Consider the following 24,877-nt stretch of genomic DNA (forward strand, 5'->3'; position numbering starts at 1 on the left):
GCTTTTTGTTTGCCGGTACCGATGAATCAGCCCGTCGTACGATGCCGCGCCGCAACCATGTTGCCGGGTTTCAGCCGGCGCAGCGCAAGGCCGTCACGATTGAACACGTGGAAGGCCGCAGCCGGGGCCGACAGGGCGATGGTGTCGCCGATGTGCACGGCGCGTTCGCCGTCGCCGCGCACCACGACGTCCTGTCCGTTTTCCAGTGTCAGATACAGGTAGTTGGCTTCGCCGAGGTGTTCGACCAGATTGACGGTGCCGTGGAAGCGCTCGCTGCCGGCGTCGCCTTCCCACAGGTGCTCGGAGCGGATGCCGACGCTGACCTTGTCGCCGATGGCGATGCCGCTGCCGTCGACTTCGGTGCGGACGATCTGGTCGCCGGCGACCTTGACCGAGACGCCGGCGGCCGAGGCTTCGGTGACGATGCCGTCGATCAGGTTCATTTTCGGCGAGCCGATGAAGGTCGCGACGAACAGGTTGGCCGGCTGCTGGTACAGCTCGAGCGGGCTGCCGGCCTGCTGGATGTGGCCGTCGTGCATCACGACGATCTTGTCGCCGAGCGTCATCGCTTCGACCTGGTCGTGGGTCACGTAGACGATGGTCGCGGCCAGATCCTTGTGCAGCTTGGCGATCTCGAGCCGGGTCTGCACGCGCAGCGCGGCGTCGAGGTTCGACAGCGGTTCGTCGAACAGGAACAGCTTGGGTTCGCGGACGATGGCGCGGCCGATGGCGACGCGCTGGCGCTGGCCGCCGGAGAGTTCGCGCGGCAGCCGTTCGAGCAGATGGTCGATCTTGAGGATGCCGGCGGCGTGGCGGATGCGGCGGTCGATTTCGTCCTTCTTCGCACCGGCGATCTTCAGTCCGAACGCCATGTTCTTGTAGACGTTCATGTGCGGGTAGAGCGCGTAGCTCTGGAACACCATGGCGATGCCACGCTCGGCCGGCGGCAGTTCGTTGACGCGGGCATGGTCGATTTCCAGATCGCCGCCGCTGATCGATTCCAGCCCCGACAGCATGCGCAGCAGTGTCGACTTGCCGCAGCCCGACGGGCCGACCAGCACGACGAATTCGCCGTCCTGGATGTCGAGGTTGATGCCGGACAGCACGTTGTTCTTGCCGTCGTAGGATTTGGTCAGGTTCTTCAGTGCAACTTGGGACATGGCTGTTTACTCCGGATTACTTCACTGCGCCGGCGGTGATGCCGCGGATCAGTTGACGCGATGCGAACACGTACATGACGAGGACAGGCAGTACGGCGAGCGAGAGCGAGGCGAGCACGGCGTTCCAGTCGGTGACGTACTGGCCGATGAACTGCTGCACGCCGAGCGTGACCGTCTGGGTCTCTTCGCCGGGGGCGAGGATCAGCGGGAACCACAGGTCGTTCCAGATCGGCACCATGGTGAACACGGCGACGGTGGCAACGGCCGGGCGGATCAGTGGCAGGATGATCTGGAAGAAGATCTTGAACTCGCCAACGCCGTCGCAGCGTGCCGCTTCCTTCAGTTCCTTCGGCACCTGCTGGATGAATTCGCCGAGGATCATGATCGCCAGCGGCAGGCCCTGCGCCACGTAAACGAGGATCAGCGCGGTCAGCGTGTTGGTCAGTTCGAGCTTGACCACGAGTTCGAGGATCGACACGGTGCCGAGGCGGATCGGCACCATGATGCCGAAGGCCATGTAGATCGCCAGCAGCTTGCTGCCGCGGAACTTGTATTCGGACAATGCCCACGCCGCCATCGCGCCGAGCACGAGGATCAGCACCAGCGACACCAGCGTCACCGTCAGGCTGTTGCCGAAGAAGTGGATGAAGGGCGACTTGGCGAGCACCTTCTCGAAGCCGACCAGCGACCACGTCTCGGCGGTCGGCAGCGACAGCGGCGAGTCGAAAATGCCGTCCTTGCTTTTGACCGAGTTGATGATCACCAGAAGGATCGGGAACAGCGCCAGCAGCGTGTAGCCGCCGAGCACCAGATGGGTGAAGCCGGTGCCGGCCGCGCGGGTGACTTTGTGTTTCATGGCCGGCTCCTCAGAAGGCAAAGCGCTGCAGCTTGCGCTGGATGAAGTAGAAGTAGACGCCGACCCCGGAGAGGATGATCAGGAACATCGTCGTCGCCACAGCGGCGCCCATGGTCGGGCTGCCGATCTGGCTCTGGTAGCCGAAGAAGGTGCGGTAGAAAAAGGTGCCCAGCAGGTCGGTGCTGTAGTTCGGCCCGGCGATCGCGCCCTTGACCGCGTAGATCAAATCGAACGCGTTGAAATTGCCGACGAAGGTCAGGATCGTCACGAGGCCCAGCGTCGGCAGGATCAGCGGCAGGCGGATCGTCCAGAAGATGTGCCAGCTGCTCGCGCCTTCGATGCGCGCGGCTTCGATGATTTCGTCCGGAATCGCGATCAGCGAGGCGTAGATCAGCATCATCGGCACACCGACGAACTGCCACACCGAGATCAGCGACAGCGTGATCAGCGCGCTGCTTTCGTCACCGAGCCAGGGCTGGAAGTAGTCGGCCAGTCCGACGAAGCCCATCAGCTTTTCCGAGACGCCCCACAGCGGCGAGAGGATCAGTTGCCAGATGAAGCCGATGATCACCACCGACAGCAGTGTCGGCAGGAAAATCAGCGTCTGGTAGCCCTTGGCACCGCGCACGCCGTGCATCGACAGCAGCGCGGCCAGCAGCAGCGCGATCGGGTTCTGCACGAACATCACGATCAGGAAGAACTTGATGTTGTTGTTCATCGCGTTCCAGAAACCGGCGGACCAGTCCGGGTCGGTCAGGAGCTTGATGTAGTTGGCCAGGCCGACAAAGGTCTGGTGGCCCGAGTCGTGCGTGGTGAAGAACCCCAGCCTGAGCGTATCGAGCAGCGGCAGCGCGCTGAACGCCGTGTAGATCAGGAAGGCGGGGGCGAGAAAGACGGCGATATGCCAGGGAAAGGCGCGTTTCATGGCCTCACTCCGAGGAAAACGGGCAAAAAAATGGCCGGCGGCAGGGTCATGGCTAGACCCCGGGCCGGCCCAACAGCTACACAGTCGATGGCAGAGGAAGAACTGCAGTTACTTCTGTTGCGGCTTGTACCACTTGGCGAAACCGGTCTGGATGCGGGTTGCCGCATCCTTCGGCGTCATCTTGCCGTTCAGGACCTGGCTGTTGACGTTCCACAGCTCATTTTCCATGTTCGGCTCGCCGCGGTTCATGATCTGGGCGTTCAGGCGGATCGTCGACGCGCAGCTCTTGCGCCAGTCGAGCATCTGCTTGGCAACCGGATCCTTCACCGAGATCAGGTGGTTCGACAGCGAATAGAAGCCGGTGACCTTGTTGGTGTACAGGTCGGCGAATTCCTGCGAACCCAGCCAGGTCAGGAACTTGTATGCGTCGTCCTTGTTCTTGGACTTCGGGTTCACGCCCATGCCGATATCCGGATGATCCGAGATGTAGCACTTGTCGCCGGCCTTCGGCACCGGCGGCGGGAACGCGCCGTATTCGAACTTGGCGTTCTGGTTGTAGTAGGAGATGTCCCACGAGCCGACGGCGACGACGGCGGCCTTGCCCGACGCGAACAGGTTCTGCGTGTCGGCATAGGTCTGGGCCGAGTAACCCTTGGCGAGGTAGGGGCCCCACTTGCTCATTTCGTCCCAGGCGGCGACGAATTGCGGATCGGTGAACTTGGCCTTGCCGGCGATCAGCGCCTTGCGGCCTTCCTCACCCTTCCAGTACGGCGCACCGATCGAGGTGAACACGATCTGGTTGGCTTCCCACTGGTCGGCGGTACCCAGTGCCAGCGGTACCTTGCCGGCCTTCTTGGCGGCTTCGAGCACCTTGTGGAATTCGTCGATGGTCTTCGGCGGCTGGACGCCCAGCTCGGTGAAGATCTTCTTGTTGTACAGGAAGCCGTGCATCACCGCGCCCATCGGCATGCAGAACGAGGACTTGCCGTCGTCGGTCTGCCAAGCCACCTTGGCCGATTCCGGGAAATTCTGCATGCCGGGCTTGCCGTTCAGGCTTTCGAGGTAACCCTTCTTGAACAGGTCGAGCGACTTGTCGAACGGACGGCAGGTGATCAGGTCACCGGCGGTGCCGCCGGTCAGGCGGGTCTGCAGGCTCGAGTCGTACTCGGTCGGCGCGGTCGGCGCGAACTTCACCTTCACATCCGGGTACTTCTTGTTGAACGCCGGGATCAGCACGTCTTCCCACAGCGCCTTGTCGTCAGTACGCCACGATTCGATGGTCAGGTTGCCGGCTTGTGCAGCGCCGGCGGCGAGCAGCGCGGCACAGAGTGCCGTGCGGATGAAGCGGTTGCCTTGCATGTATCGACCTCCTCAGGTCTGGGGTGGTGCCCGTATCTGTTGTATGGATCGGCTTGGTACCGACCGTGGCTGCACAGTAGCATCGGCGTTTTTGTGACACGTAGTAGCCCAGGGTTTTTGACTACGTGATCACGTATGTTGATGATTTTTAATGATATGTTTGATTTCTGTGCTGGCGGGGATGTTACGTTTCATTACGTTGCCGGAACGCCGGCGCGGCGCGGCGGCTGAATTGACGGATCATGGACGCCGTTTGCAGGGCCGTCGCCGCGCTAACGCAAGTTCAACAAACGCAAGCTTTCTTTACAAAATGCCGGCCAGCCCTACTGATAAGCTGCGGCGAAAACCCATACACCCGATGCCCTTGGCCCAAATCCGTCTTCTCTGCTGTGTGTTTGCCGCGTTGTGCGCCACGATGGCTGCGCACGCCGACGACCGTTTTGACGTGCTGCACTGGTGGACATCGGTCAGCGAACGGCGCGCCGTCGACGAACTGGCCGCGCGGGCCGACGACGAGGGGATCGCCTGGCGCAATGCGGCGATTCCCGGCGGCGCCGGCATCGGGGCGATGAAGGTGCTCAAGGCACGCGTGCTCGGTGGCCGGGCGCCCGATTCGGCCCAGCTGATTGGCCCGGCGATCACAGAATGGGCCGAGCTGGGCCTGCTGCTCGAGCTCGACGATGTCGCCGCTGCGGGCAACTGGAACACCAAGCTGTTTCCGACGATCTGGACGCTGGTGCGTCAGCGTGGTCATGTCGTGGCCGCGCCGCTGGGCATCCACCGGATCAACGTGCTGTTCTACAACCGCAAGGTGTTTGCCGATGCCGGGCTGACGCCGCCGAAGACCTGGGCCGAATTCGACCGCGTCGCCGATGCACTCGCCCGGCGTGGCGTGACGCCGCTGGCGCAGTCCGGGCAGCCGTGGCAGGTCGCGACGCTGTTCGAGACACTGGCGCTGTCCGAGGGCGGGCCTGGCTTCTACCGTTCGCTGTACGCGCGCCGCAACAGCAATCTGTGGTTCGATGCCCGGGTGACCCGGGCGCTGAACCGGCTGCGCGAACTGCGCCGCTATGCGTCGCAGGGCGAGCCGTCCTGGGACGTGCTGGCCAGATCGCTGGGGCGTGGTGATACCGCGATGTTCATCATGGGCGACTGGGTCAAGGGCGAGCTGCAGGCGCTGGGCAAGGGCGTCGATGCCGATTTCGGCTGCATCGCCGTGCCGGGCACCGAAAACATGCACCTCTACAGCGTCGACAGCTTCGTGATGTTTGCCGGCAACTACAGCACGCAGCCGGAGCAGGAAAAGCTCGCCAAGCTGATGGTGAGTCCGTCCATCCAGGCGTCGTACAACCACATCAAGGGTTCGGTCCCGGTACGTCGCGATGCGGATACCGCCAGCATGGATGCCTGCGCGCGCTCGTCGTGGCGGACCTTCGCCCGCGGCGCCGACGTGCTGGCGCCGAGCATGGTGCACCGGATGGCGACCGACGAAACGCTCAAGGATGCGATCATTGCCCAGCTGCACCGCTTTTACAGCGACGATCACGTGCCGGTGGGCGAGATCCAGCGCCGCATCGCCGGGCTGGTACGCACGCTCGCGGAGCAAGGAGGAGACGATAAATGACCCGCAAGATACTGCTTGTCGACGACGACCAGAAAATCCGCACGCTGCTCAAGACCTATCTCGAGAAGAACCAGTACGAGGTGCTGCTGGCGCATGACGGTGCCAGTTTTCTGGCCGAGTTCGAGCGCAGCCGCAGCGAACTGAGCTTGGTGATCCTCGACGTCATGCTGCCCGATACCGACGGTTTCGCGCTATGCGCGCGGGTGCGAAAAAGCTCGTCGGTACCGATCATCATGCTGACGGCCAGCGCCGACGACACCGACAAGATCGTCGGCCTCGAGCTCGGTGCCGATGATTACATCGGCAAGCCGTACAACCCGCGCGAGCTGCTGGCGCGGATCAAGGCGATTCATCGCCGGATGGGCGAAGCGACGCCCGCCGCGTCGCGCGCCCTGCGCTTTGCCGGCTTCACGCTCGACACGCTCGAGCGCACGCTGACCGGGCCGGACGGCGAGACGGTGAAACTGACCGGGCTCGACTTCCAGCTGCTCAAGCTGCTGGTCGAACGGCCCGGCGAAATCCTCGACCGCAGCTGGCTGGCCGAGTCGACCCGCGGCCGCGACCTCGGCCCGCTCGACCGTTCGCTCGACGTGCAGATCAGCCGGCTGCGCCAGCGCCTTGGCGATCGCGATGCGCAACTGATCAAGACGGTGCGCGGCAGCGGCTACGTGTTTTCGGCGTCGGTCTCGGCAGACTGATGGCCGGCCGATTCATCCGGCTGATCGACCGGCTGCCGCCGCGCTCGCTGACGGCGAGACTGTCGCTGGTGATGGTGCTTGGCGTGCTCGGCGCCCAGGCGCTGGGCAACTGGATCTGGGCGAACCAGCTCAAGACCCACGCCCGCGACGAGGCGCGCAGCGCCGCGCAGTACATCGCCTTCGGCGCGGCCAGCGCGATCCGTTTCTTCCAGAGCCTGCCGACCAATTACCGGCCCATCCTGATCGAGCAGCTGCACGAAATGGGCGGCACGCGCTTTTTCGTTGCCTTCAACAAGGATGCCGTGGCGATCACGCCGATCACGCCGTCACCGCTCGCCGACGCGGTCGCCGGCACGGTCCGCGAGGTGCTGGGGCGGGAGGTGCCGCGTATTGCCGACGTCCGCGTCGGCTTCGCCTGGCCCGACGGGCTCGCGGTGTCCGACGATGGCGTGACGCTCGACGATCTGCCCGACAACTGGGTCCAGCACTCGCTGATCATCAAGCCGCGCCCGGCACCGATCCTGGTGATCCAGGCCGAAATCGAGCCGGGCGGCTGGCTGTATCTGGCGACGCTGATGCCCGACCCGTATTTCCTCGACAAGGCCGACCCGCTGTCGCGCGACCGGCTGGTGCTGCAGCTGGCGACACTGGCGGCGGTGCTGTTGCTGTCGCTGTGGGTCGTGCGCTGGCTGACGCGCCCGCTGAAACAGCTCGCCGATGCCGCCGAAGTCTTCGGTCAGGGGGGCGAGCCGCAACTGCCCGAGACCGGCAGCCTCGAGTACCGCAAGACTGCCAAGGCCTTCATCGCAATGCGCGAGCGCATCCAGCGCTACCTGATCGATCGCGAGCGGCTGTTCGCTGCGATCTCGCACGACCTGAAGACGCCGATCACCCGGCTCAAGTTGCGCACCGAAATGCTGGACGACGACGCGACCCGCGCCGAGTTCCACGAAGACCTCGACGAGCTGGACATGATGGTCAAGGGCGCGCTGCAGAGCGTGAAGGATTCGGACATCCACGAAAACCGCACCGCGATCCGGCTCGACAGCCTGCTCGAAAAGATCGTCGCCGACGCGCAGTTGTCCGGCCGCAGCGTCGCGCTGGCGGCGACCGAAACGACGGTTGTCGCCAAGCCGCTGGCGCTCAAGCGCGCCATCGTCAACCTCGTCGACAACGCGCTGTTCTACGGTGAACGTGCCGAGATCATGCTGTCCCGCCACGACGATCTGCTCGAACTGGCGATCCGCGATCACGGCCCCGGCGTGCCCGAGGAAATGCTGTCGCGCCTGTTCCAGCCTTATGTGCGGCTCGAACACGGCCGGCAGAGCAATCAGGCCGGCTCCGGCCTTGGCCTCGGCATTGCCCGCGACATCATCCAGGCGCACGGCGGCGAACTCAGGCTGGCCAACCACCCCGAAGGCGGCCTGGTCGCGACCATCGTGCTGCCGGCCGGTCTGGTGAAACCGGGTGAAATGAGCAACCCCTCCGGATAAGAGCTTGGCAAAGACACGCCCGGTCGGCGAGCGAGCCAAAGCAGGTCGGCCTCACCCGAAGCGCAGAAACCGGAATGGACGTGGAGTCCATGAGGATTTCGAGCATCGGATGAGGCCGAGATGCGAAGGCGCAGCCGCCGAATCGATCAGCGCAGCTGCAGGCTGACGTCGCCGCCAAGCGGATTCACGTTCAGCCGGTAGTGGCTGGCATCGAGCTTCGCGGTGGTGACGCTGTTGCCGCCCTGCGTTGCGGTGGCGGTGGTCACGGCGCGGTCGGTGGCGATGTCGAGCGTCAGCGTCGTCGCGTAGCGCTGGCACTCGCTGCTGGCGTCGAAACGGATGGCCGCTTGGCCGTTGCCGTCGGTGATGACGGTCGGCGCGCAGTTCTGCCGTGCGAAGCGGTAGCGGATCACGTCCGACGGCGGTGCCATCCACAGCTCGCCCGAGTCGACCTTGGATTTCACGTAATCGAGGTGGCCCTGATAGCGCGCCAGCGGGATGGTTTCCCACGAGGCATCGTTGACACCGTGCGCGGTGCGCAGCGACCAGCCGCCCTGGGCGATGGCGGCGTCGACATGCAGGTTGAGGATCTCGCTGCCTTGCGGGTACAGCGACCAGATGCCCGACTGGGTGAAGGTGTCGGCCTTGATCATGAACGGATCGGTAAAGCTGGCGGCGTTGACGCCGGCGGCCATGCCGTACTGGATGTTGCCGTTCTCGTCGACGCGGTTGGCCGCGCGACCGCCGAGATAGCCCGGTTGGCTGCGCAGATAGGCCATTGGTGCATCCGGACTGATGTCGGACGGCCAGGCGAAGAAGGTCGGCCGGTAGCCGTTCAGGTTGGCGGCGATGTCGTCCTGCGAGCCGGTGATCTGCGCCGCGCTGTTCCACGCCGCCGTGTTGGCGTCCATGTGGTTGCGGCTGTGGCTGAAGATTTCGTGGCCGTGGGCGAGGAACTGCTTGGCCGCCTGCCAGTGGTACGGCGCGCAGTTGCCGCTGATGATGCCGAACGCCGCGCGCAGCCCGCGCTTGGTGAGCTCCGGATCGGCGTAGCTGATCTGGCCGTCGGTGGTGTAGCCGCACAGGTCGTCGTGGACGAGGCTGTATGCGCCCTTGGCGCCGCCGGACCAGACCGTGTACGCGGCCGAGCTGACGCCGACCGGGTTGCAGGCATCGCCGGCACCGGTGGCGCACGGGCCGATCGGCTTCCACAGAGAGACGGCATCGGCCGGGTTCCAGCCGGCGCCGGTCCAGGCCGTGTGGGCGATCGTCGTCTCGTAACGCTGGCCCTGATACTGCACGACATTGCCGACCGCGTAGTTCGCGCCGTCGGCCCAGACGGGCAGGGCGGCTGCGCCGGCCTGGCCGGCGATCAATCCGGCGGCGACCAGCGCCAGCCACAGGCTCTTCTTGTTCATCGTCTTCTCCATCCTTATGTGTTTTGCTCCGGCTGCGTGGCCGGGCCGGGCCACTATGGCAGCGGCATGCGCCGGCCGGCCCGGCCGGCATTGCCGGATTCACGAATGGCGGGAGACTCTGAAAATTGTGTTTTCGAATCAGCGGGTTGGCGGCACTTCCGTTTTTCTCTATTTCACGAAGTGCATGACGCTTCCGCGACAAACCAGTGCGGAAAGCGGGTCTTCAGGCGCGCGAGTTGCCCGCGTGCAACCGGAATGCCGTGACCGGCGACGATCAGCTCGACACCGCCACCGGTGCGGCGGCAACCGCTGACCGCCTGTGGCCGGACAAGGTAGGAACGGTGCACCTGGACCAGCTCGTCGAAGTAGAGCCGGATCGCCCGCAACCGTAGCGTGATGTAGACCGGCGCCGTCAGTCCGCCGGCATGGATGCCGCTGTAGCCGCGTTCGGCACGGATGTAGTGCAGCCGCTCGCGCCGGCTGGCGACTTCGTGCAGCTCGGCCAGCAGTTGTGGCTGGCGCGCCAGTTCGTGCAGCTGGCGGCGGATCAGCACGACCTGGCTGGCCAGGCTGCGGAAATAGGCTTCGTCATCCGGGGAGAGCGGGTCGCGGAAGCGCAGCACCAGACTGTAGTCGGCGAGCGTGTCGTGGCTGAAGCGCGCGCCGCAGCGGTCGGCATCGACGCTCAGCACCTCGCTGCCGGCGGTTTCGTCGTCGCGGATTTCGGCGGTGTCGATGCGCGGGTCGTCGCCGAGGAAGCGCACCATCGCATCGAGCATGCATTCGAGGCTGCGTTCGCCGGCGATCGCGCCGCTGAACCGTTCGAGATCGCGCAATGGCGCGGTGCTGTGCGTGCCCGCCTGCGTCAACGGCAGCAGCTGCGTGCGCAGTGCCTCGCTGCGGTCGGCCAGCGTGTCGAGCACGGTGACGTCGATCGGTTGCGTGGCCAGGCGCCGTTTGCCGGCCTCGACCGCGGCGATCGTCTCGCCGAGCTGTGCCGGCAGCGCATTGAGCACGCGGACGAGCTGGCCGTGCTGCGCGGCCTCGTTGCGGCGGCGCGTGTGCAGGCGCCAGGCCAGCAGCAGCGCGCCGAGCAGGCCGCCGAACGCGATGCCGGCCAGCCATGGCAGCGCGGCGCGGGCGGCCAGCCGGGCCTGTTGCCAGCGTGCCGCCCAAGGATGGTGGTGCGCATAAGCCTGCGCCAGCAGGCCGTCGTTGTCGTCGCTGCTCAACTCCCACAGGCTGATTCCGGCCAGACCCTCCCGGTCGGCAAATTCAAGCTTGGCGGCCAGTGCACGGGGGCTCTCGAACGACAGCAGCAGGCCATCGCTGCGGCGGTACAGCGTTTCGGCCTGCGCGGTATCGTCCCATCGGCGTTCGAACTCGCCGGTGGCGATCATCCGGCCGATCTCGCGGTCGGTGAAGGTGCCGCTCGGCCCGGTCTGCTCGTTGTCCCAGGTGCCCAGCGGCACGCGCTGGAAGGGCTGATCAAGGCCGGCCGGCGCCACGCCCTGCCAGGCGGTGCCTTGGGTCGGCAGGGCCAGCACCAGCTTGTTGCCCGGAACGCCCTCGGCCTTGAGCGCCGTAACTGCAGCGGCAATGTTGGGTTCGCCTTGCCGGGCGTGCAGTGGCGATTTGTGGCCGGTTCGCGGGCTCCAGCTGCCGTGAAAATCGGTCGCGATCAACGAAATGAAGTCGACGTCGGCAAGCATCGCCGGAAACTGCCAGCCGGTGCGCTGTTCGGCGAGCGGGCTGATGGTCAGAGCGATCACGCAACGCGGCCGGTGCGCACAGCCGGCACGCAGTTCGCGCGTCAGCCGCTGCAGGTTGACCGCATCGTCGGCGCGCTTGCCGGTGTCCGGGTGACCGCCGACGATCGGGAAACGCCAGTCGATCTCGATGCCGTCGAAGCCGTAGCGGTCGAACAGCGCCAGCGTCGTCGCGATGAAACGCTGTCGCTTGGCCGGGTCGGCGGCGACCGCCGACAGATGGGTCGACCAGTTCCAGCCGCCGACCGAAATCAGTACGTTCAGCGCCGGGTTGCGCCGGTGCAACAGCGGCACCAGCGCGTAGTTGCCGCGATACAGTGCATCGCCCTGATGGATCTTGACCTGGTCGGCGAAAAAATCGCCCGGCGACACGCTGCCGTCGGGGCCGAGGCGGGCGTAGGCGTAGATCAGGTCGGTCAGGTGTTCGGCCGGCGCGTCGGCCAGGCTGGCGCCGTGGCCGTAGCTGGCCCAGAACGGAAAATAGCCGATGAGTCGCGGGCTTGCGTGGGCAAGCGGGGCCATCAGGCAGATCAGGATCGCAAGGCAAAACCGCATGGCGGGCTCCATCGGCACCGGCCGACCGGGGGGCGATTCTTGGGTTGCGCCGCAGCAAAGACCAGTGCCGGCCGGCAGCCGACAACCGGCTTGTCCTCGACGCCGTTTCGGGGTCACAATGGCTCTCGTTGTTTAGTAAAAACTGAATTTAAATAAACAATGCTGCAGCCCGGCCGCGGGCGCCGGATTGGCGCTGCGGATCACCGAAGGCGGCGGCAGCGAGGTCGCCATGGCTTTTGTCGTTTTCTACGATTCGTCCTTTCCGTTCGCCGGTACCCGGCCCGATCCCGGTCATCTGTCCGCCATCGGCACGCTGACCGGTGCCGGAGATCTGGCTGGCGCTCTGTCCGCCGCTGCCGCCGGCGACGTGCTGCTGCACCTGCATGGCGCCCATGTGCCGCGTGCGGCGTGGCCGGCGCTGTGCGGTTTCGTCGCGCGCGGCGGCCATCTGGTGACGCTGGGCCGGCAGCCGTTTTCGCGCCCGGTCGATGCCGACGGCGGTGTGGCCGAACAGGCGGCGCTGTTCCGCGATCTCGACATTCACGAAATGCTTGCCGTCGACGCAGGCGGCGCCGAGACGCTCGCCGCCGGTACCGAGTACCGCTGGCTCGCCGACCATCTCGCCGCATTCTCGCCGGCCGCGCCCACCGACGGCTTTGTGCTGATGCCGACCAGGGACAAGGATCAGCCCCTCGACTCTGGTTCTGCGGGGCCGATGGATGCACGGATCTACCCGCTCTTGAGTGCGCGCAACGCGGCCGGCCATGCGATCGCCAGCCCGGTGGTGCTGATCGAACGCCTGCGCGGTGCGGCCGCCGGATCGCGGCAGGTCTTCGCCAACATCGAGCCCGACGCGGCGTTCTGGGACAACGGCGGTGTCGCGGCCTTGCTGGCGCTGGTCGCCCATGCGGCGCTCGGCGTCACCGAGTGGTGGATCAAGCCCGATTACGCCTGCTATTACCCCGGCGAAACCGTCAGCCTGACCGTGCAGGGGGAGGCGCTTGGCGCAACGCCGCCGCGGCGCTGGCAGCTGGCGCTGCAGGTGTCGCTGGACGACGAACCGGTGTTCGGCAGCCGCTTCGATCTCGACATGCACGATGGTGCGGCGTCACTAAGGATTTCACTGCCCGAAGCGGTTCGCTCGGGCCTGTACCGGATCAGCGCGACGCTGCACCACGACGGTGGTGGCAGCGTGCACCTGCAGCAGGGCTTCTGGGGGCGGGACGACACGCTGCTGGCGCGCGGCGAGCGTCTTGCCGCCGGTCGCGACTACCTGATCCGTGACGGCAAACCGATGCCGGTGGTCGGCATGACGTATATGGCCAGCGACGTGCACCGCAAATTCCTGCAGCTGCCCAATGTCGCCGTCTGGGACGACGACATGGCCACGCTGGCCGGGATGGGCGTCAACTACCTGCGCACCGGCGTGTGGAGTGCATGGCGGCAGCTGATGTTCGTCGACGGCCACGCCAACGAGGCGGCGCTGCGCGCGATCGACGCCTTCATCCACACCGCCGCGCTGCATGATCTCGAATGCTGCTTCACCTTCTTCGCATTCACGCCCGAAGCGTGGGAAGGCGCGAACCCTTACCTCGACCCGCGTTCGCGCGCGGCGCAGAAACGCTTCATCCGCGCCATCGTCGGCCGCCACACCGAAACCCGCCGGGTGCACTGGGACCTGATCAACGAACCGTCCTTGTTCGACCCGGCGCGCATCTTCGTCGGCCCGCGCTCGCTCGGCGACGCGTTCGAGATGGAGGCGTTCCGCCGCTACCTGCAGGCACGCAACCCGGACCTTGCCTACTGGCAGGCCGCTTGGGACGTCAGTCCGGCACAGCTGCCAGACTGGTCGGCGCTGCGGCCGCCGCAGCCGGACGAGGTCGGCTTCAACACCACCGAAATCCTGCCGAAGCAGCACGGCATCTGGCTCGACTACGCGCTGTTCACTCAGCACGCGCATGCCGAGTGGGCGGCCGATCTGGCACAGACGATCCGCCAGACCTCACCCGGTGCGCTGGTCTGCGTCGGCCAGGACGAGGCACTCGGCCAGCAGCGGCCGTCGCCGTTCTTCTACGCCGATGCGGTTGATTACACCACGGTGCACAGCTGGTGGCTCAATGACGCGCTGGGCTGGGACAGCCTGTTCAGCAAGACGCCGAACGTGCCGAACGTGGTGCAGGAGACCGGCATCATGCACGTCGAGCGCCCGGACGGCCGCTCGCGCCGCAGCGAGGCCGAGCTGTACGCGCTGCTCGAGCGCAAGTACGCGTGGTCGTACGCGTTCGGCAACGCCGGCGCGGTGCACTGGATCTGGAACATCAACTACCACATGGACAACATCAACGAGTCGCACATCGGCGCCTGCCGCGCCGACGGTTCGATGAAGCCCGAGGCCGAAGTCACCGCCGCGTTCGGCGCGCTGTTCGGCGCCCACGGTGCGCAGCTGAGCGATCGCCAGTTGCCCGACGTCGCGGTGGTCTACCCGTTCAGCAACGACTACAGCAACCGCAGATCGACCTTGGACGCGACGCAGGCGCTGGTGCGCAGCGCGCTGTTCGAACTCGGCCTGCCGCTGCGCGCGGTCGGCGATCACGACCTCTCGGACCTGTTCGCCAACCCGCCGAAGCTGATCCTGCTGCCCAGCCCGCACAACCTCAACCGCGCCACCTGGGCGGCGCTCGAAGCGCTGCTCGACCGGCACGACATCACCGTGCTGCTGACCGGGCCGGCCGATCTGGACGAATACTGGCGGCCGACCGGACGGATTGCCGGTGCCGCTTCGCGCAACCTGAACCGCGAAGAAACGCTGCTGCTGGATGACCGGCGCTGGCGCGCGAGCTTCGGCGGCGAAGCGATCGCCCGGCTCAGCACCGGCGACGACGACGCGCTGGTCGAACGGACTATGGGCCGGGGCCGGTTGCTGTGGTGCCCGTTGCCGCTGGAACTGAATCAGCGTACCGACGTGCTCGACGCGCTGTACCGCCACGCGCTGGCCCGTGCCGGCGTCGCGCTGCCGTGGCGCTGGCTTGGTGATGCGCCCGAGGGCGTCGCACTGCATCGTCAGGCCTTTGTCGACCACACGCTTTGGATCGCCGTGTCCGAGGCCGCGCGCGATCACGCGCTGAGCTGGTTCGACGCCGCAACTGGCCGCAGCTACACGACCACACTGGCCGCCGGCCGTGCGCTGGTCTTCATCACCGATGAGGCGGGCAGGGTCGTCGGCAGCCTGCGCAGCCAGCCCGTGGCGGTAGCGTGAGCCGTCGCAGCATCAGCATCCGCGAACTCGCCGCCGCCGCCGGGGTCTCGGTCGGCACGGCGTCGCGGGCGCTCAAGCACCAGCAGGGGCTGAGCGCCGAAACGCGCGACCGGGTGCTGCAGCTTGCCGCCGAGCTCGGCTACGACACCGGCCGGCTCAAGCAGCAACCCGTCCGCCGCATCCTCGTGCTGCTGCACAGCCAGCACCCGGCCGACAGCCCGTTTTACGCGGCGTTGCTCGACGGCGCCCGTGCCCGCTGTGCCAAGGATGGCATCGAGTTGCAGGTGCGCTCGCTCGGTCCGGGGCGGCCGGTACGGCGGCAGGTGCTCGAATGCGAGCCCGACGCGCTGCTGTGTGTCGGCTTCTTCGAGCCCGAGCTGATCCACGTGATTTCCCGGCTTGGCAAGCCGCTGGCGCTGGCCGACCTGTGGGCGCCGGGGCTGGCCGCGGTGAATCCGGACAACCGGCAGGGTGCATACCTTGTGACGCAGTATTTGCTGGCAGCCGGCCGCAAGCGTATCGCTTTCCTGTCCGGCCCGCTGGCGCACTACTCGATCCGGCTGCGCGAGCGCGGCTACCGTCAGGCGCTGTTCGACGCCGGCAGGCTCGCCGACCCCAGCCTTGAAGCGCTGATCGCGCCGGGGCTGGACGTCGCCACCGGCGCGGCGCTGGCGATGCGCGAGCTGCTGGCATTGCCGGCGCCGCCCGACGCGGTATTCGCCTATAACGATGCCGCAGCGCTGGTCGCGCTGCAGGTTTGCCGCGATGCCGGTCTGCGCGTGCCAGATGATATTGCCATCGCCGGTTTCGACGACATCGCCGACGCGGCGGGCGCCGGGCTGACGACGCTGGCCGTCGACAAGGCTGCGCTCGGCCGCGCCGGCATCGAACTCGTATTGAATCAGGCGGGCGAGGGCAACCGGCTGCAGCCGGTATCGCTGATCGTCCGCGCAACTACCGCATCCACTCCGGAGTGACGTGATGAACCTGCCCGATTTTCGCGACCCCGCCGTCCTGCTCGACCACGTGCGTCATACGATGGCGTTCTACCACCCGCGCGCCATCGACCCGTCCGGCGGCTTCTACCATTTCTTCCGCGACGACGGCAGCGTCTACGACACGCATACGCGGCATCTGGTCAGCAGCACGCGCTTCGTCTTCAACTACGCGATGGCGTTCCGGCAGTTTGGTGATCCGGCGTATCTGGACGCGGTGCGCCACGGCATCGCCTTCCTGCGCGATGCGCACCGCGATCCGGCGACCGGCGGCTATGCGTGGCAGCTGCAGTGGCGCGACGGCGCCAAGGCCGTCGACGACGCGACCAACCATTGCTACGGCCTCGGCTTCGTGCTGCTGGCGTATTCGCACGCGCTGATGGCCGGTGTGGCCGAAGCGCGCGCCTGGCTGGACGAAACATGGGATCTGATGGAGGCGCGCTTCTGGGAGCCGCAGCACGGCCTGTACGCCGACGAGGCGACACCGGACTGGCAGCTCAAGCCGTATCGCGGCCAGAACGCCAACATGCACGCCTGCGAAGCGATGCTGGCGGCGTTCGAGGCGACCGGCGAAACGCGCTTTCTCGACCGTGCAGAGCTGCTGGCGCACAACATCACCGAACGGCAGGCCGCGCTCGCGCACGGGCTGATGTGGGAGCACTACGACGCCGGCTGGCAGGTCGACTGGGATTACAACCGCGACGACAAGACCAACATCTTCCGCCCCTGGGGCTACCAGCCCGGCCACCTGACCGAATGGGCCAAGCTGCTGCTGATCCTGGAGCGCCACCGCCCGCAACCGTGGCTGCTGCCGCGCGCCGAAGCGCTGTTCGATGCGGCAATGAACCGCGCATGGGATGCCGAGCACGGCGGCCTGTTCTACGGCTTCGGCCCGCAGAACGAAATCTGCGACAGCGACAAGTACTTCTGGGTCCAGGCCGAAAGCCTCGCCGCCGCCGCGCTGCTCGCTGCACGCACCGGCAACGTGCGTTACTGGAACGATTACCAGCGGCTGTGGGCGTATTCGTGGGAACACTTCGTCGACCACCGGTACGGCGGCTGGTACCGGATATTGCGCGCCGACAACAGCAAATACAGCGACGAAAAGAGTCCCGCCGGGAAGGTCGACTATCACACGATGGGGGCGTGTTACGAGGTGCTGGGCGTGCTCTGACTAGCGGACCGCAGCCGGATTCGCCGCATGTACCAAGGTCATTCGAATCCTGGACCGCATTGCGGCGAAAAGCCCTTTTCCTGATCCGACGCTACAAACTGGACGCGCGAACGGACGGCTTGCGATTTTGGAACGTGTGCGGGCCATCGATAGCTCTTCCAGACAAAGTGCCAGTCGAGGCTCGAACCAGTTCCCTTTGAAAACTCGATGCTCAGCGTGCCGGTCGTTTCGTCATGGCAATGCGGCGATTTGTCCGTTTTTGCGTCCGAATAGAAGCAGGCGCGAATCATCTCCCAGCACGAAAACGGCACGGCTTGGTGGATGACAGTCCATTGCGAGTCGGCTTTCAGGGCGACGAAGTCGGCCGATTCAAACGAGGCGCCACCACCCGAATAGGCTTCCTTGGTTGAGTGGACGAGGGCGATCGCGTTGTCGGTGGTGCTGACCGGGTACAGGGCCGGATAAATGCTTGGTGTTGCTCGGGGAGCATCCTCCGTGACTGTCATCGCGGAGTGTCGATAGGTGTCGAAATTCCAGAAACGGATTCGAGCCGATTCGGAGGGCGCCCACGAGGGCAGTTCGATCAGCATCGGCTTGGCGGCGTCGATCAGATAAATCGGTCCGGCGGGTCTGCCTTTGCCCACCCAGGCGCCCGTGGAGGCGGGGAGGCAAGGGGTCGGAAGCGACGCGCAAATTTCCGGGATGTGCAGCTGCGCCTGCCGGACCGAGGACAGTTTGACCAACGGCAATACCGTCGGTTTTGTCGCCGAAGCCGCCCCCGGGGCTAACAAATACAGACTGGTTCCGAAAAGGACAGAAAGCTGTTTCAGCTGAAAAGCTCGACGGACAAGGGAGGTCGGCACCCTGACTTCGTTACCCCTACTTGCTGGCATGCAAGGCGAGGCGCATCAGAATTTCGTCATGAAGTTCACTGTCCACCAGCAAAGCATCCGGCTCGAGCCCATAGCGCCGGAATCCGGCCCCTTCGTACAACCGCAGCGCCGCGGTATTGCCGGCGTTGACGCTCAGGTTGATCTGGCGGAGGTCGTCGACGGACTTGGCCAGCGCAACCGCTTCGCGGACCAGCGCGCCGGCCAGACCGCGCTGGCGGTAGCCGGGGGCGACGTACATGCCCCAGAGGATGGCCTTGTGGCGAAGTTTGGTCATGCTTTCCCGGCCCAGCCCGGCGGTGCCGACCAGTGCGTCACCGTCGAAGGCACCGAACAGGCCGTGATCGGGGGCCGGTGCGAGCCGGGTTTCGATCTCCGGGATCGGCCGGTCCTTTTCCGCTTCGTAACTCGAACCGAACGCCGAGGGTGTGTCGCGCAGTGCGGCGAGCCGGAGTGCCTGATAGTGCGGCGCATCGGCGGGAGTCAGGCGGCGAATGGTCGTGGTCATGGCATGGTTCCGGGGGAAGGAAAAATGGGTTAACGGACCGGTGCCAGCCGGCCTTGCAGCGATGCCGGAAGTCGCGCGATCAGCGCCGCCCGGCTCGGCTGCCAGAACGCCGACAGCATCAGCAGGGCCGAACCGATGAACAGTGCCGTCGTGGCGAAGCCGAGGCTGACGACGCCGTACTGCTTGAGCAGCGAGCTGAACGCATACAGCACGTAGCCGAGCGCCGAGACCATCAGTGCGCGGCGGTCGATGCACAGCGATACCAGTGCGATGCCGACGTACAGCACGACGACGGCGACAGCCTGCGGCATGCCGACATCGCCGTCGGTGACGCCGAGCAACATGAACACCGGGTGGACCATCAGCGGTGCGGCCAGCAGGTGCAGCCAGAAGGCGACGTCGGAGCGACGGGTCTGGCGGGTGGGGTCGCTGGTATCCCAGCGCATTGCGAAAGCAAACACGGCGATGCCGGCGACGAGCAGCAAGGGCGTCATCACGCCGTCGACGGCGGGCAATACAGAGGTGATCAGCGCAATCAGGCAGGCGACCGCGGCGGCCGAGACGCAGGCAATGGTGATCGGTACCTGAAAACGCCGCCAGTGCAGCCAGGTCGCCACCCCGGCCAGCAGACTGGCGAGGGCGACGGCGGCGGACGGCGCATGCCGCATCATCCCTTCGACGCTACTGCCGCCAAGGGCCGGCGCGGCGAGACCTAGACCGGCCGAAAACACGCTGCCGGCAAACGCCAGCAGCAGTACGATCGCCGGCAAGGCCATCCGGCGTTTGCGCACGAAGAATTCGGCCAGCCCCCAGGCGGTGGCCGCGCTCGCCAGCGAGCCCAGCACCGGCGTGACGGTACCGCCGATCCACGACACCGACACCAGCAACAGCACGCAGGCAATGACGACGAAAATGTCGTTGAAGCCGGTGATCAGCCGGAACTGTTCCTCGTCGGCCACCGGCGTTTGCCGGCGGGCGGCGACGTGGTCGCGGAAGGCGGTGGCGGTATCGTGGCTGAGGACGCCGGCGGATACGGCGTCGTTCAGGTCGTCATCGGTATACATGCGCGCTGGGACTCCGGAAGCAAAGCCACAGCATACGCAAGGCGGCAGGGCGTTGTCAGTCCAGCGTCCGCACTGTCGGCGTCCGCGCGGCGATCACGATCATCAGCGCGGCCATGGTCAGCCCGAACGCCGGCATGATGATGCGGATGTCGACGTGCAGCGCCAGCAGCGCGGTCACCATCGCGTACGAGATCGGCGACAGCCCCATCGATGCGATGGTGTTCAGGCTCATCACCCGGCCGATCTTGCTGCGCTCGGTGTACTGCTGCAGCACCGACATCATCGGCACATTGTTGCTGACGACGCCGAAGCCCAGCAGGAACTGCAGCGTGATCGCCAGCGGAATCCAGCCGGTGAACGCCTGCGCACCCAGCACGATGCCTTCCAGCACGATCACCACGATGATGATCATCAGGCGTTTTTTCGTCGGCGGGAACAGCGTCAGCAGCGTGCCGCCGACGACCATGCCGGCCGCCATCGCGCTTTGCAGATAGGACAGCGTGCTGGCCTGACCGTCGAGGTGGTCGGTGACGACGATCGGAATGCCCAGTCCCAGCGGCCCCATGAACAGCAGGTTGGCAATCGCGTAAATGATCATCAGCGAGCGCAGTGCCGGCGTCTGCAGCGCGTACTGCAGCCCTTCCTTCAGTTCGGTCAGCAGGTGGCGGCGCGCATGGTGGACGGGCACCGGGGCCTCGCGCACCAGCACGGTGAAGCCGACGCCGACGGCGAGCAGCGCGGCGGTCAGCGTGAACACCCATTCGTAGCTGAGCGTTGCCAGCATCACGCCGCCGAGCACCGGGCCGAACACGAGGCCGATCTGGTTGGTGGTCAGCATGATCGAATTGGCGCGCATCAGGTCGCGCTCGGCGACGATGCCGGGCAGCAGCGCATCGCGTGCCGGCCAGAAGAAGGCATCGAGCGCGCCGTAGGCAAAGGCGAATACCGTCATCGCCCAGATGTCGAGCAGGCCGAGGTGCAGCAGGCCGACCAGCGACAGCACGGCGATGACCCGCAGGCCGAGCGAGAACGAAATGATCCGGCTGCGACGCATCCGGTCGGCGACGACGCCGCCGACGGCCATCAGCGCGATCCGCGGCACCGAGCCGGCGATCATCACCAGGCCGAGGTCTTCCTTGGCGCCGAGCGTTTTGACCACGTACCAGGTCTCGGCAAGCATCGCGACCGCGAGGGCGAGGTTGCCGAGGATGCTGGCCAGCCAGACGAAAAGGAAATTGCGGTTGCGCAGGAGTGGCGGAGCATCGGTCATGAGGGAAAAACGCTGTGCTAGTATTTTTGACCCCCGGATTCTAAGCCCGCGAGCCGGCCGCCGACGGCCCGTCCACACTGTGCGACAAGGCCAGCAAACTTTGCGCCACCGGCTTCATGCCGCAATGTCCGATCACGACTCCCGACCAAGGAAAAAGACCATGCCCCTCCGCACGCTGACCGATCTCGCACTGGCCGGCTGCCGGGTACTGATCCGGGCGGACCTCAATGTGCCGTTCGCCAACGGCCGGATCAGCGACGACACGCGCATCCGCGCCTCGCTGCCGACAATCCACGCGGCGCTGCGGGCCGGTGCCGGGGTGATCGTGATGAGTCATCTGGGTCGTCCGGTCGAGGGCGTGTGCGGGCCGGCCGACTCGCTGGAGCCGGTTGCCCGCCGCATCGGCGAACTGCTGGGCCGCACCGTGCCGGTGATCGCCGACTGGCAGAACCATCAGGTTCTGCCGGGCGAGCTGGTGATGCTCGAAAATGTTCGCACCCTGCCGGGCGAGGCGGCGGACAGCGAGGCATTGGGCCGGCAATACGCGGCGTTGTGCGATGTGTTCGTCAACGATGCCTTCGGCATGGTGCACCGCGCCGAAGCGTCGACGCATGCCGTGGCACGGTTTGCGCCGCAGGCTGTGGCCGGCCTGTTGCTGTCGCACGAACTTGACGCGCTGGGCCGGGCCTTGCTGGCGCCGGCAAGGCCGCTGGTTGCCATCGTCGGCGGGGCCAAGGTATCGACCAAGCTGACGATGCTCGAATCGCTGGCCGACAAGGTCGACCGGCTGATCGTCGGTGGCGGCATCGCCAATACTTTTCTGCTGGCGGCGGGCCTGCCGGTCGGCCGGTCGCTGGTCGAAACCGGACTGGTCGACCAGGCTCGCAGGGTGATCGACAAGTGCCGCGCACGCGGTGGCGACGTGCCGCTGCCGACCGACGTGGTCGTCGGCCGGCGTTTCGATCCGGCCGAAGCTGCCGTCATCAAGCCGGTGGCAGAAGTGGACGAGAACGACATGATTCTGGACATCGGACCCGAATCGGCCGCGCGGATCGCCTGGCTGCAGGCCAGTGCAGGGACCATCGTTTGGAACGGACCGGTGGGCGTGTTCGAGTTCGATCAGTTCGGTGGGGGAACCGAGGCCATTGCGAGGGCGATCGCCGCCAGCCCGGCATTTTCGATCGCCGGCGGCGGAGACACGCTGGCGGCGGTGGCCCGGTTCGGCATCACCGATCAGGTCAGCTACCTCTCGACCGGGGGCGGGGCGTTCCTCGCGTTTCTCGAGGGCCGGCCCCTGCCTGCGGTCGACATGCTTGCGCAGCGCGGCTGATCACCGTCCCTCAGCAAAAGCCGGCCGCGTGCCGGTTTTTTTTTGCGCCTTGCGTCAACGCCAACCCAGATTGGTGGCGGCCGTCAATGACGACCGCATAACGACAAGGAGACACGATGAAGCCGAATACCCTGATTCCGCCGGCACTACTGCTGCTGACACTGAGCGCGACCCAGGCGCTGGGGTGCGCCCCGCCACCGCCTACACCTTCGCCGACACCGGTGACCTATCCCCAGTATCCGGGGGCGACGCCCGCACCGACGCCGGCGCCTTCCGTGGTTCCCGTTCAGGCCAACTGGTATCCCGACATGTCTTATCAGGCCGGCGAGCGTGTCAGCTACCAGTGGAAGGTCTACGTCGCCAACTGGTGGAACCAGAACGATGCCCCCGACGGCACCAGCGGTGCGTGGCGGCTGGAGAACCGCGGCCTTGGGTGGACGGCGAACGGCGTGTACCAGCAGGGTGACGAGGTCGTGTACCTCGGCTACCGCTACCGCGCCAAGTGGTGGACCCAGAACGAAGTGCCGGGCAGCAGCGAGTGGGGCGCATGGGAGAAGATCGGCTCGGTGACGCCGATTCCTGCACCTACCCCGGTGCCGACCCCCACGCCTTACACGCCGACACCGGGCGATTGCCATTCGCCGACCCCGACCCCGACGCCGGTACCCACTCCGGCGCCTACCCCTGCACCGAATCTGGCCCAGATCATCGCGCCGGTCGTCAGTGGCGACAGCGTCAGCTTTACCTGGCAGGCGACCAACTGGCAGAACGCCATGGACTGGCACGTCTATGACGACAACTATTCGGTCTCCGGGGGCGAGCCCGAATGGCTGGAAGTCCATCAGCCGCCGTTCTACCGTCACAGCAATACCTACCGTGGCTTGTGGACCGGCAAGCACCGCTTCCGGGTCGAGCTGTGCAGCCGTACACCGCTCAATACCGGTGACTGCACCCTGAGCGAGCCGGTCGAGGTCGACATCGTCGGCGGCATCGACGAGCAGCTGAAGGCGCAGGGCGACTTCATGGCCATTCCGGGCCAGCAGCCGATCATCGATCTGCTGTTCGACGAGCAGAAGCGGCCGACTTCGGTCTATCTGCAGCAGCGGGTCGATCACCCGGATTCGTGGCTCAAGCGTGTCACCGTAACGATCGATGGTCAGCCGTGGTTCGACGGCAGTGTCTTCGACGTGTCGGCGGGCATGGATCCGTGCGACTGGAGCAATTCGGACGGCCGCTGCGTGGTGGTGCACCGGCTGCAGCGCGTGGTGCACGACTACGAAGGCACGCGCTATGGCGCGGTCATCCTGCCGGCGCTGCCGGATGGCAATCATCGCATCGATGTGCAGCTGACCTACGCCGATGGTCGCGTTTATCCGGCGCCGATACGCGTCTCTCTGCCGCTGGTCACGCAGTAGCGCAGCCTCGGTTATGATCAACGCCGGTCGAAGGACCGGCGTTTTTCATTGGAGCCGGCCCCGCTCCGGGGGCTGCCGAGCAAGGATGTGGCATGAAGAAATGGATCATCGCGGCACTGTGCTGCGCGAGTATCGGGGCGCAGGCCGCCGAAAGCGTCATCGAAGCGGCGCTGGCCAAGCATGATTACGCGCTGGCGTTCGCATCGGCGAGCGCCGACGTCAAGGACGGCAGCGCCACGGACTGGACGCGTTTGCAGCTCGCGCAGTTCTACCAGCGCGGGCTGGGGACCGAGGCCGATGTCGGCGCGGCGATCCGGGTGCTGACGCCCATGGCGGAAAAGGACAATGTCGACGCGCAGCTGCTGCTGTCGGCCAGTCTGGCCAGCCGGGTGACCGACGGGCTGATCAAGCCGGACGGCAAGCTCGACTCCGACCGCTACAAGGCGCTGGCGGCACGACCGCTGTCGGCGCGCAGCGACGACCGCCGTGCGGCCGAATGGCTGTGGCGTGCGGCCGAAGCCGGCCAGCCCGAGGCGGTACAGGCCATCGCGCAGGAACTGGCTGGCAGCATCAACGGTGTGCCGCGCGACGAGGTCGCGATGTGGTTTGAAAAGGCCGGCAAGAAGGACTGGATCGCTCCGCTGAAAGCCAACGATTCGCTGACCTCGCTGAAGTTGCGCCGGGACGTGATCAACGATCCGACGCTGGGTCAGCGGCTCGAGGTGGCGGCGCGCAAGGCCGAGTGCATCGACGAGAACCTGGCGCTCAAGGATGTGCGCATCGTTGCGCCGCTGACCGACGCCCAGTACCTGACGCTCGAATTCAAGCCGCCGGTGCGCTACAAACTGATTACCGGCCACTGGCAGGAGTCGTGGTTGTTTGCCGCGTGCGGCAAGACTTTCCCGGTTGACGTCGCCTTTACCGCCGACGGCATGGGCGGGGCGCGTTTCGAGGTGATGCCCGCGCCGTCGAAGTAGGGCATTGGTCTGCTTCGGGGTAGCGCCTGTTTTCGGCAAGGTACTGAACGGAAAGGCATTTGTTTCCGGTTTTGCCGGGCGTAATGCCAACGACTGGTTTCAGTGCTTTCCCGAATGGGCGTATCCCGAATGCCGAATATC

Annotated in this window: 19 protein-coding genes; 9 read left to right on the plus strand and 10 right to left on the minus strand. The window is 66.0% G+C overall.

The features are described 5' to 3' along the window. Positions 1-26: 26 nt before the first annotated feature. The 4 genes from JMJ54_RS14665 to JMJ54_RS14680 form a co-directional block, all read right to left on the minus strand. The gene (locus tag JMJ54_RS14665; RefSeq protein ID WP_203539305.1) at positions 27-1,160 is read right to left on the minus strand and encodes an ABC transporter ATP-binding protein; all 1,134 of its coding nucleotides are present in this window, start codon (positions 1,158-1,160) and stop codon (positions 27-29) included. Positions 1,161-1,176: 16 nt separating this feature from the next. Further along, positions 1,177-2,016 (minus strand): carbohydrate ABC transporter permease, encoded by an 840-nt coding sequence (locus JMJ54_RS14670; RefSeq protein WP_203539306.1) that lies wholly within the window; start codon positions 2,014-2,016, stop codon positions 1,177-1,179. Between the two features lie 10 nt (positions 2,017-2,026). Continuing rightward, positions 2,027-2,941, minus strand: a complete 915-nt coding sequence (locus tag JMJ54_RS14675) for a carbohydrate ABC transporter permease (RefSeq protein WP_203539307.1) — start codon at positions 2,939-2,941, stop codon at positions 2,027-2,029. A 108-nt stretch (positions 2,942-3,049) separates the two neighbouring features. Beyond that, on the minus strand, positions 3,050-4,300 hold the full coding sequence (locus tag JMJ54_RS14680; RefSeq protein ID WP_203539308.1) for an ABC transporter substrate-binding protein: 1,251 nt from the start codon (positions 4,298-4,300) through the stop codon (positions 3,050-3,052). Positions 4,301-4,715: 415 nt separating this feature from the next. Between JMJ54_RS14680 and JMJ54_RS14685 the strand changes: the two genes are divergently transcribed. From JMJ54_RS14685 to JMJ54_RS14695, 3 genes are read left to right on the plus strand one after another with little or no spacing between them, the layout of a single operon-like run. After that, on the plus strand, positions 4,716-5,924 hold the full coding sequence (locus JMJ54_RS14685) for an ABC transporter substrate-binding protein (protein ID WP_203539309.1): 1,209 nt from the start codon (positions 4,716-4,718) through the stop codon (positions 5,922-5,924). After that, entirely contained in the window at positions 5,921-6,622 is a 702-nt protein-coding gene (locus tag JMJ54_RS14690) for a response regulator (protein WP_203539310.1), read from the plus strand. The genes JMJ54_RS14685 and JMJ54_RS14690 overlap by 4 nt, the downstream gene beginning before the upstream one ends. Further along, positions 6,622-8,115, plus strand: coding sequence for an ATP-binding protein (locus JMJ54_RS14695; protein ID WP_203539311.1), 1,494 nt, complete (start codon positions 6,622-6,624; stop codon positions 8,113-8,115). Before JMJ54_RS14690 ends, JMJ54_RS14695 begins: the two co-directional genes overlap by 1 nt. A 146-nt stretch (positions 8,116-8,261) precedes the next feature. Here the strand turns inward: JMJ54_RS14695 and JMJ54_RS14700 are convergent, their stop codons facing one another. Together JMJ54_RS14700 and JMJ54_RS14705 are read right to left on the minus strand one after the other, a co-directional pair. Next, entirely contained in the window at positions 8,262-9,533 is a 1,272-nt protein-coding gene (locus JMJ54_RS14700) for a carbohydrate-binding protein (RefSeq protein ID WP_203539312.1), read from the minus strand. 173 nt (positions 9,534-9,706) lie between these two features. Continuing rightward, positions 9,707-11,857, minus strand: coding sequence for a glycosyl hydrolase family 18 protein (locus JMJ54_RS14705; protein WP_203539313.1), 2,151 nt, complete (start codon positions 11,855-11,857; stop codon positions 9,707-9,709). Between the two features lie 229 nt (positions 11,858-12,086). Here JMJ54_RS14705 and JMJ54_RS14710 point away from each other — a divergent pair, with 229 nt between their 5' ends. From JMJ54_RS14710 to JMJ54_RS14720, 3 genes are read left to right on the plus strand one after another with little or no spacing between them, the layout of a single operon-like run. Further along, a complete protein-coding gene (locus JMJ54_RS14710) occupies positions 12,087-15,113 on the plus strand; it encodes a hypothetical protein (RefSeq protein ID WP_203539314.1) in 3,027 nt (1,008 codons plus the stop codon). Continuing rightward, positions 15,110-16,090, plus strand: a complete 981-nt coding sequence (locus JMJ54_RS14715) for a LacI family DNA-binding transcriptional regulator (RefSeq protein ID WP_203539315.1) — start codon at positions 15,110-15,112, stop codon at positions 16,088-16,090. The genes JMJ54_RS14710 and JMJ54_RS14715 overlap by 4 nt, the downstream gene beginning before the upstream one ends. 4 nt (positions 16,091-16,094) lie before the next feature. Continuing rightward, positions 16,095-17,282, plus strand: a complete 1,188-nt coding sequence (locus tag JMJ54_RS14720) for an AGE family epimerase/isomerase (protein WP_203539316.1) — start codon at positions 16,095-16,097, stop codon at positions 17,280-17,282. Positions 17,283-17,320: 38 nt separating this feature from the next. Here the strand turns inward: JMJ54_RS14720 and JMJ54_RS14725 are convergent, their stop codons facing one another. Genes JMJ54_RS14725 through JMJ54_RS14740 form a run of 4 tightly spaced genes read right to left on the minus strand, consistent with a single transcriptional unit; the run spans position 17,321 to position 21,014 of the window. Continuing rightward, positions 17,321-18,145 carry a hypothetical protein gene (locus JMJ54_RS14725; RefSeq protein WP_203539317.1) on the minus strand — a complete coding sequence of 275 codons (825 nt, stop codon included), beginning with the start codon at positions 18,143-18,145 and terminating at the stop codon, positions 17,321-17,323. A 16-nt stretch (positions 18,146-18,161) separates the two neighbouring features. Further along, positions 18,162-18,680, minus strand: a complete 519-nt coding sequence (locus tag JMJ54_RS14730; RefSeq protein ID WP_203539318.1) for a GNAT family N-acetyltransferase — start codon at positions 18,678-18,680, stop codon at positions 18,162-18,164. Between the two features lie 29 nt (positions 18,681-18,709). Further along, the gene (locus JMJ54_RS14735) at positions 18,710-19,744 is read right to left on the minus strand and encodes a hypothetical protein (RefSeq protein WP_203539319.1); all 1,035 of its coding nucleotides are present in this window, start codon (positions 19,742-19,744) and stop codon (positions 18,710-18,712) included. Positions 19,745-19,799: 55 nt separating this feature from the next. Next, the gene (locus JMJ54_RS14740; RefSeq protein WP_203539320.1) at positions 19,800-21,014 is read right to left on the minus strand and encodes an MFS transporter; all 1,215 of its coding nucleotides are present in this window, start codon (positions 21,012-21,014) and stop codon (positions 19,800-19,802) included. Between the two features lie 160 nt (positions 21,015-21,174). On the opposite strand from JMJ54_RS14740, the gene JMJ54_RS14745 reads away from it, so the two are divergent. From JMJ54_RS14745 to JMJ54_RS14755, 3 genes are all read left to right on the plus strand, one after another. Continuing rightward, the gene (locus JMJ54_RS14745) at positions 21,175-22,344 is read left to right on the plus strand and encodes a phosphoglycerate kinase (RefSeq protein ID WP_203539321.1); all 1,170 of its coding nucleotides are present in this window, start codon (positions 21,175-21,177) and stop codon (positions 22,342-22,344) included. Between the two features lie 116 nt (positions 22,345-22,460). Beyond that, on the plus strand, positions 22,461-23,759 hold the full coding sequence (locus tag JMJ54_RS14750) for a carbohydrate-binding protein (RefSeq protein ID WP_203539322.1): 1,299 nt from the start codon (positions 22,461-22,463) through the stop codon (positions 23,757-23,759). Between the two features lie 92 nt (positions 23,760-23,851). Then, positions 23,852-24,736 (plus strand): SEL1-like repeat protein, encoded by an 885-nt coding sequence (locus tag JMJ54_RS14755; RefSeq protein WP_203539323.1) that lies wholly within the window; start codon positions 23,852-23,854, stop codon positions 24,734-24,736. Positions 24,737-24,877: the final 141 nt, after the last annotated feature.

This window comes from Jeongeupia naejangsanensis, assembly GCF_016865585.1.
In the GTDB taxonomy this organism is placed as follows: Bacteria; Pseudomonadota; Gammaproteobacteria; order Burkholderiales; family Chitinibacteraceae; genus Jeongeupia; species Jeongeupia naejangsanensis.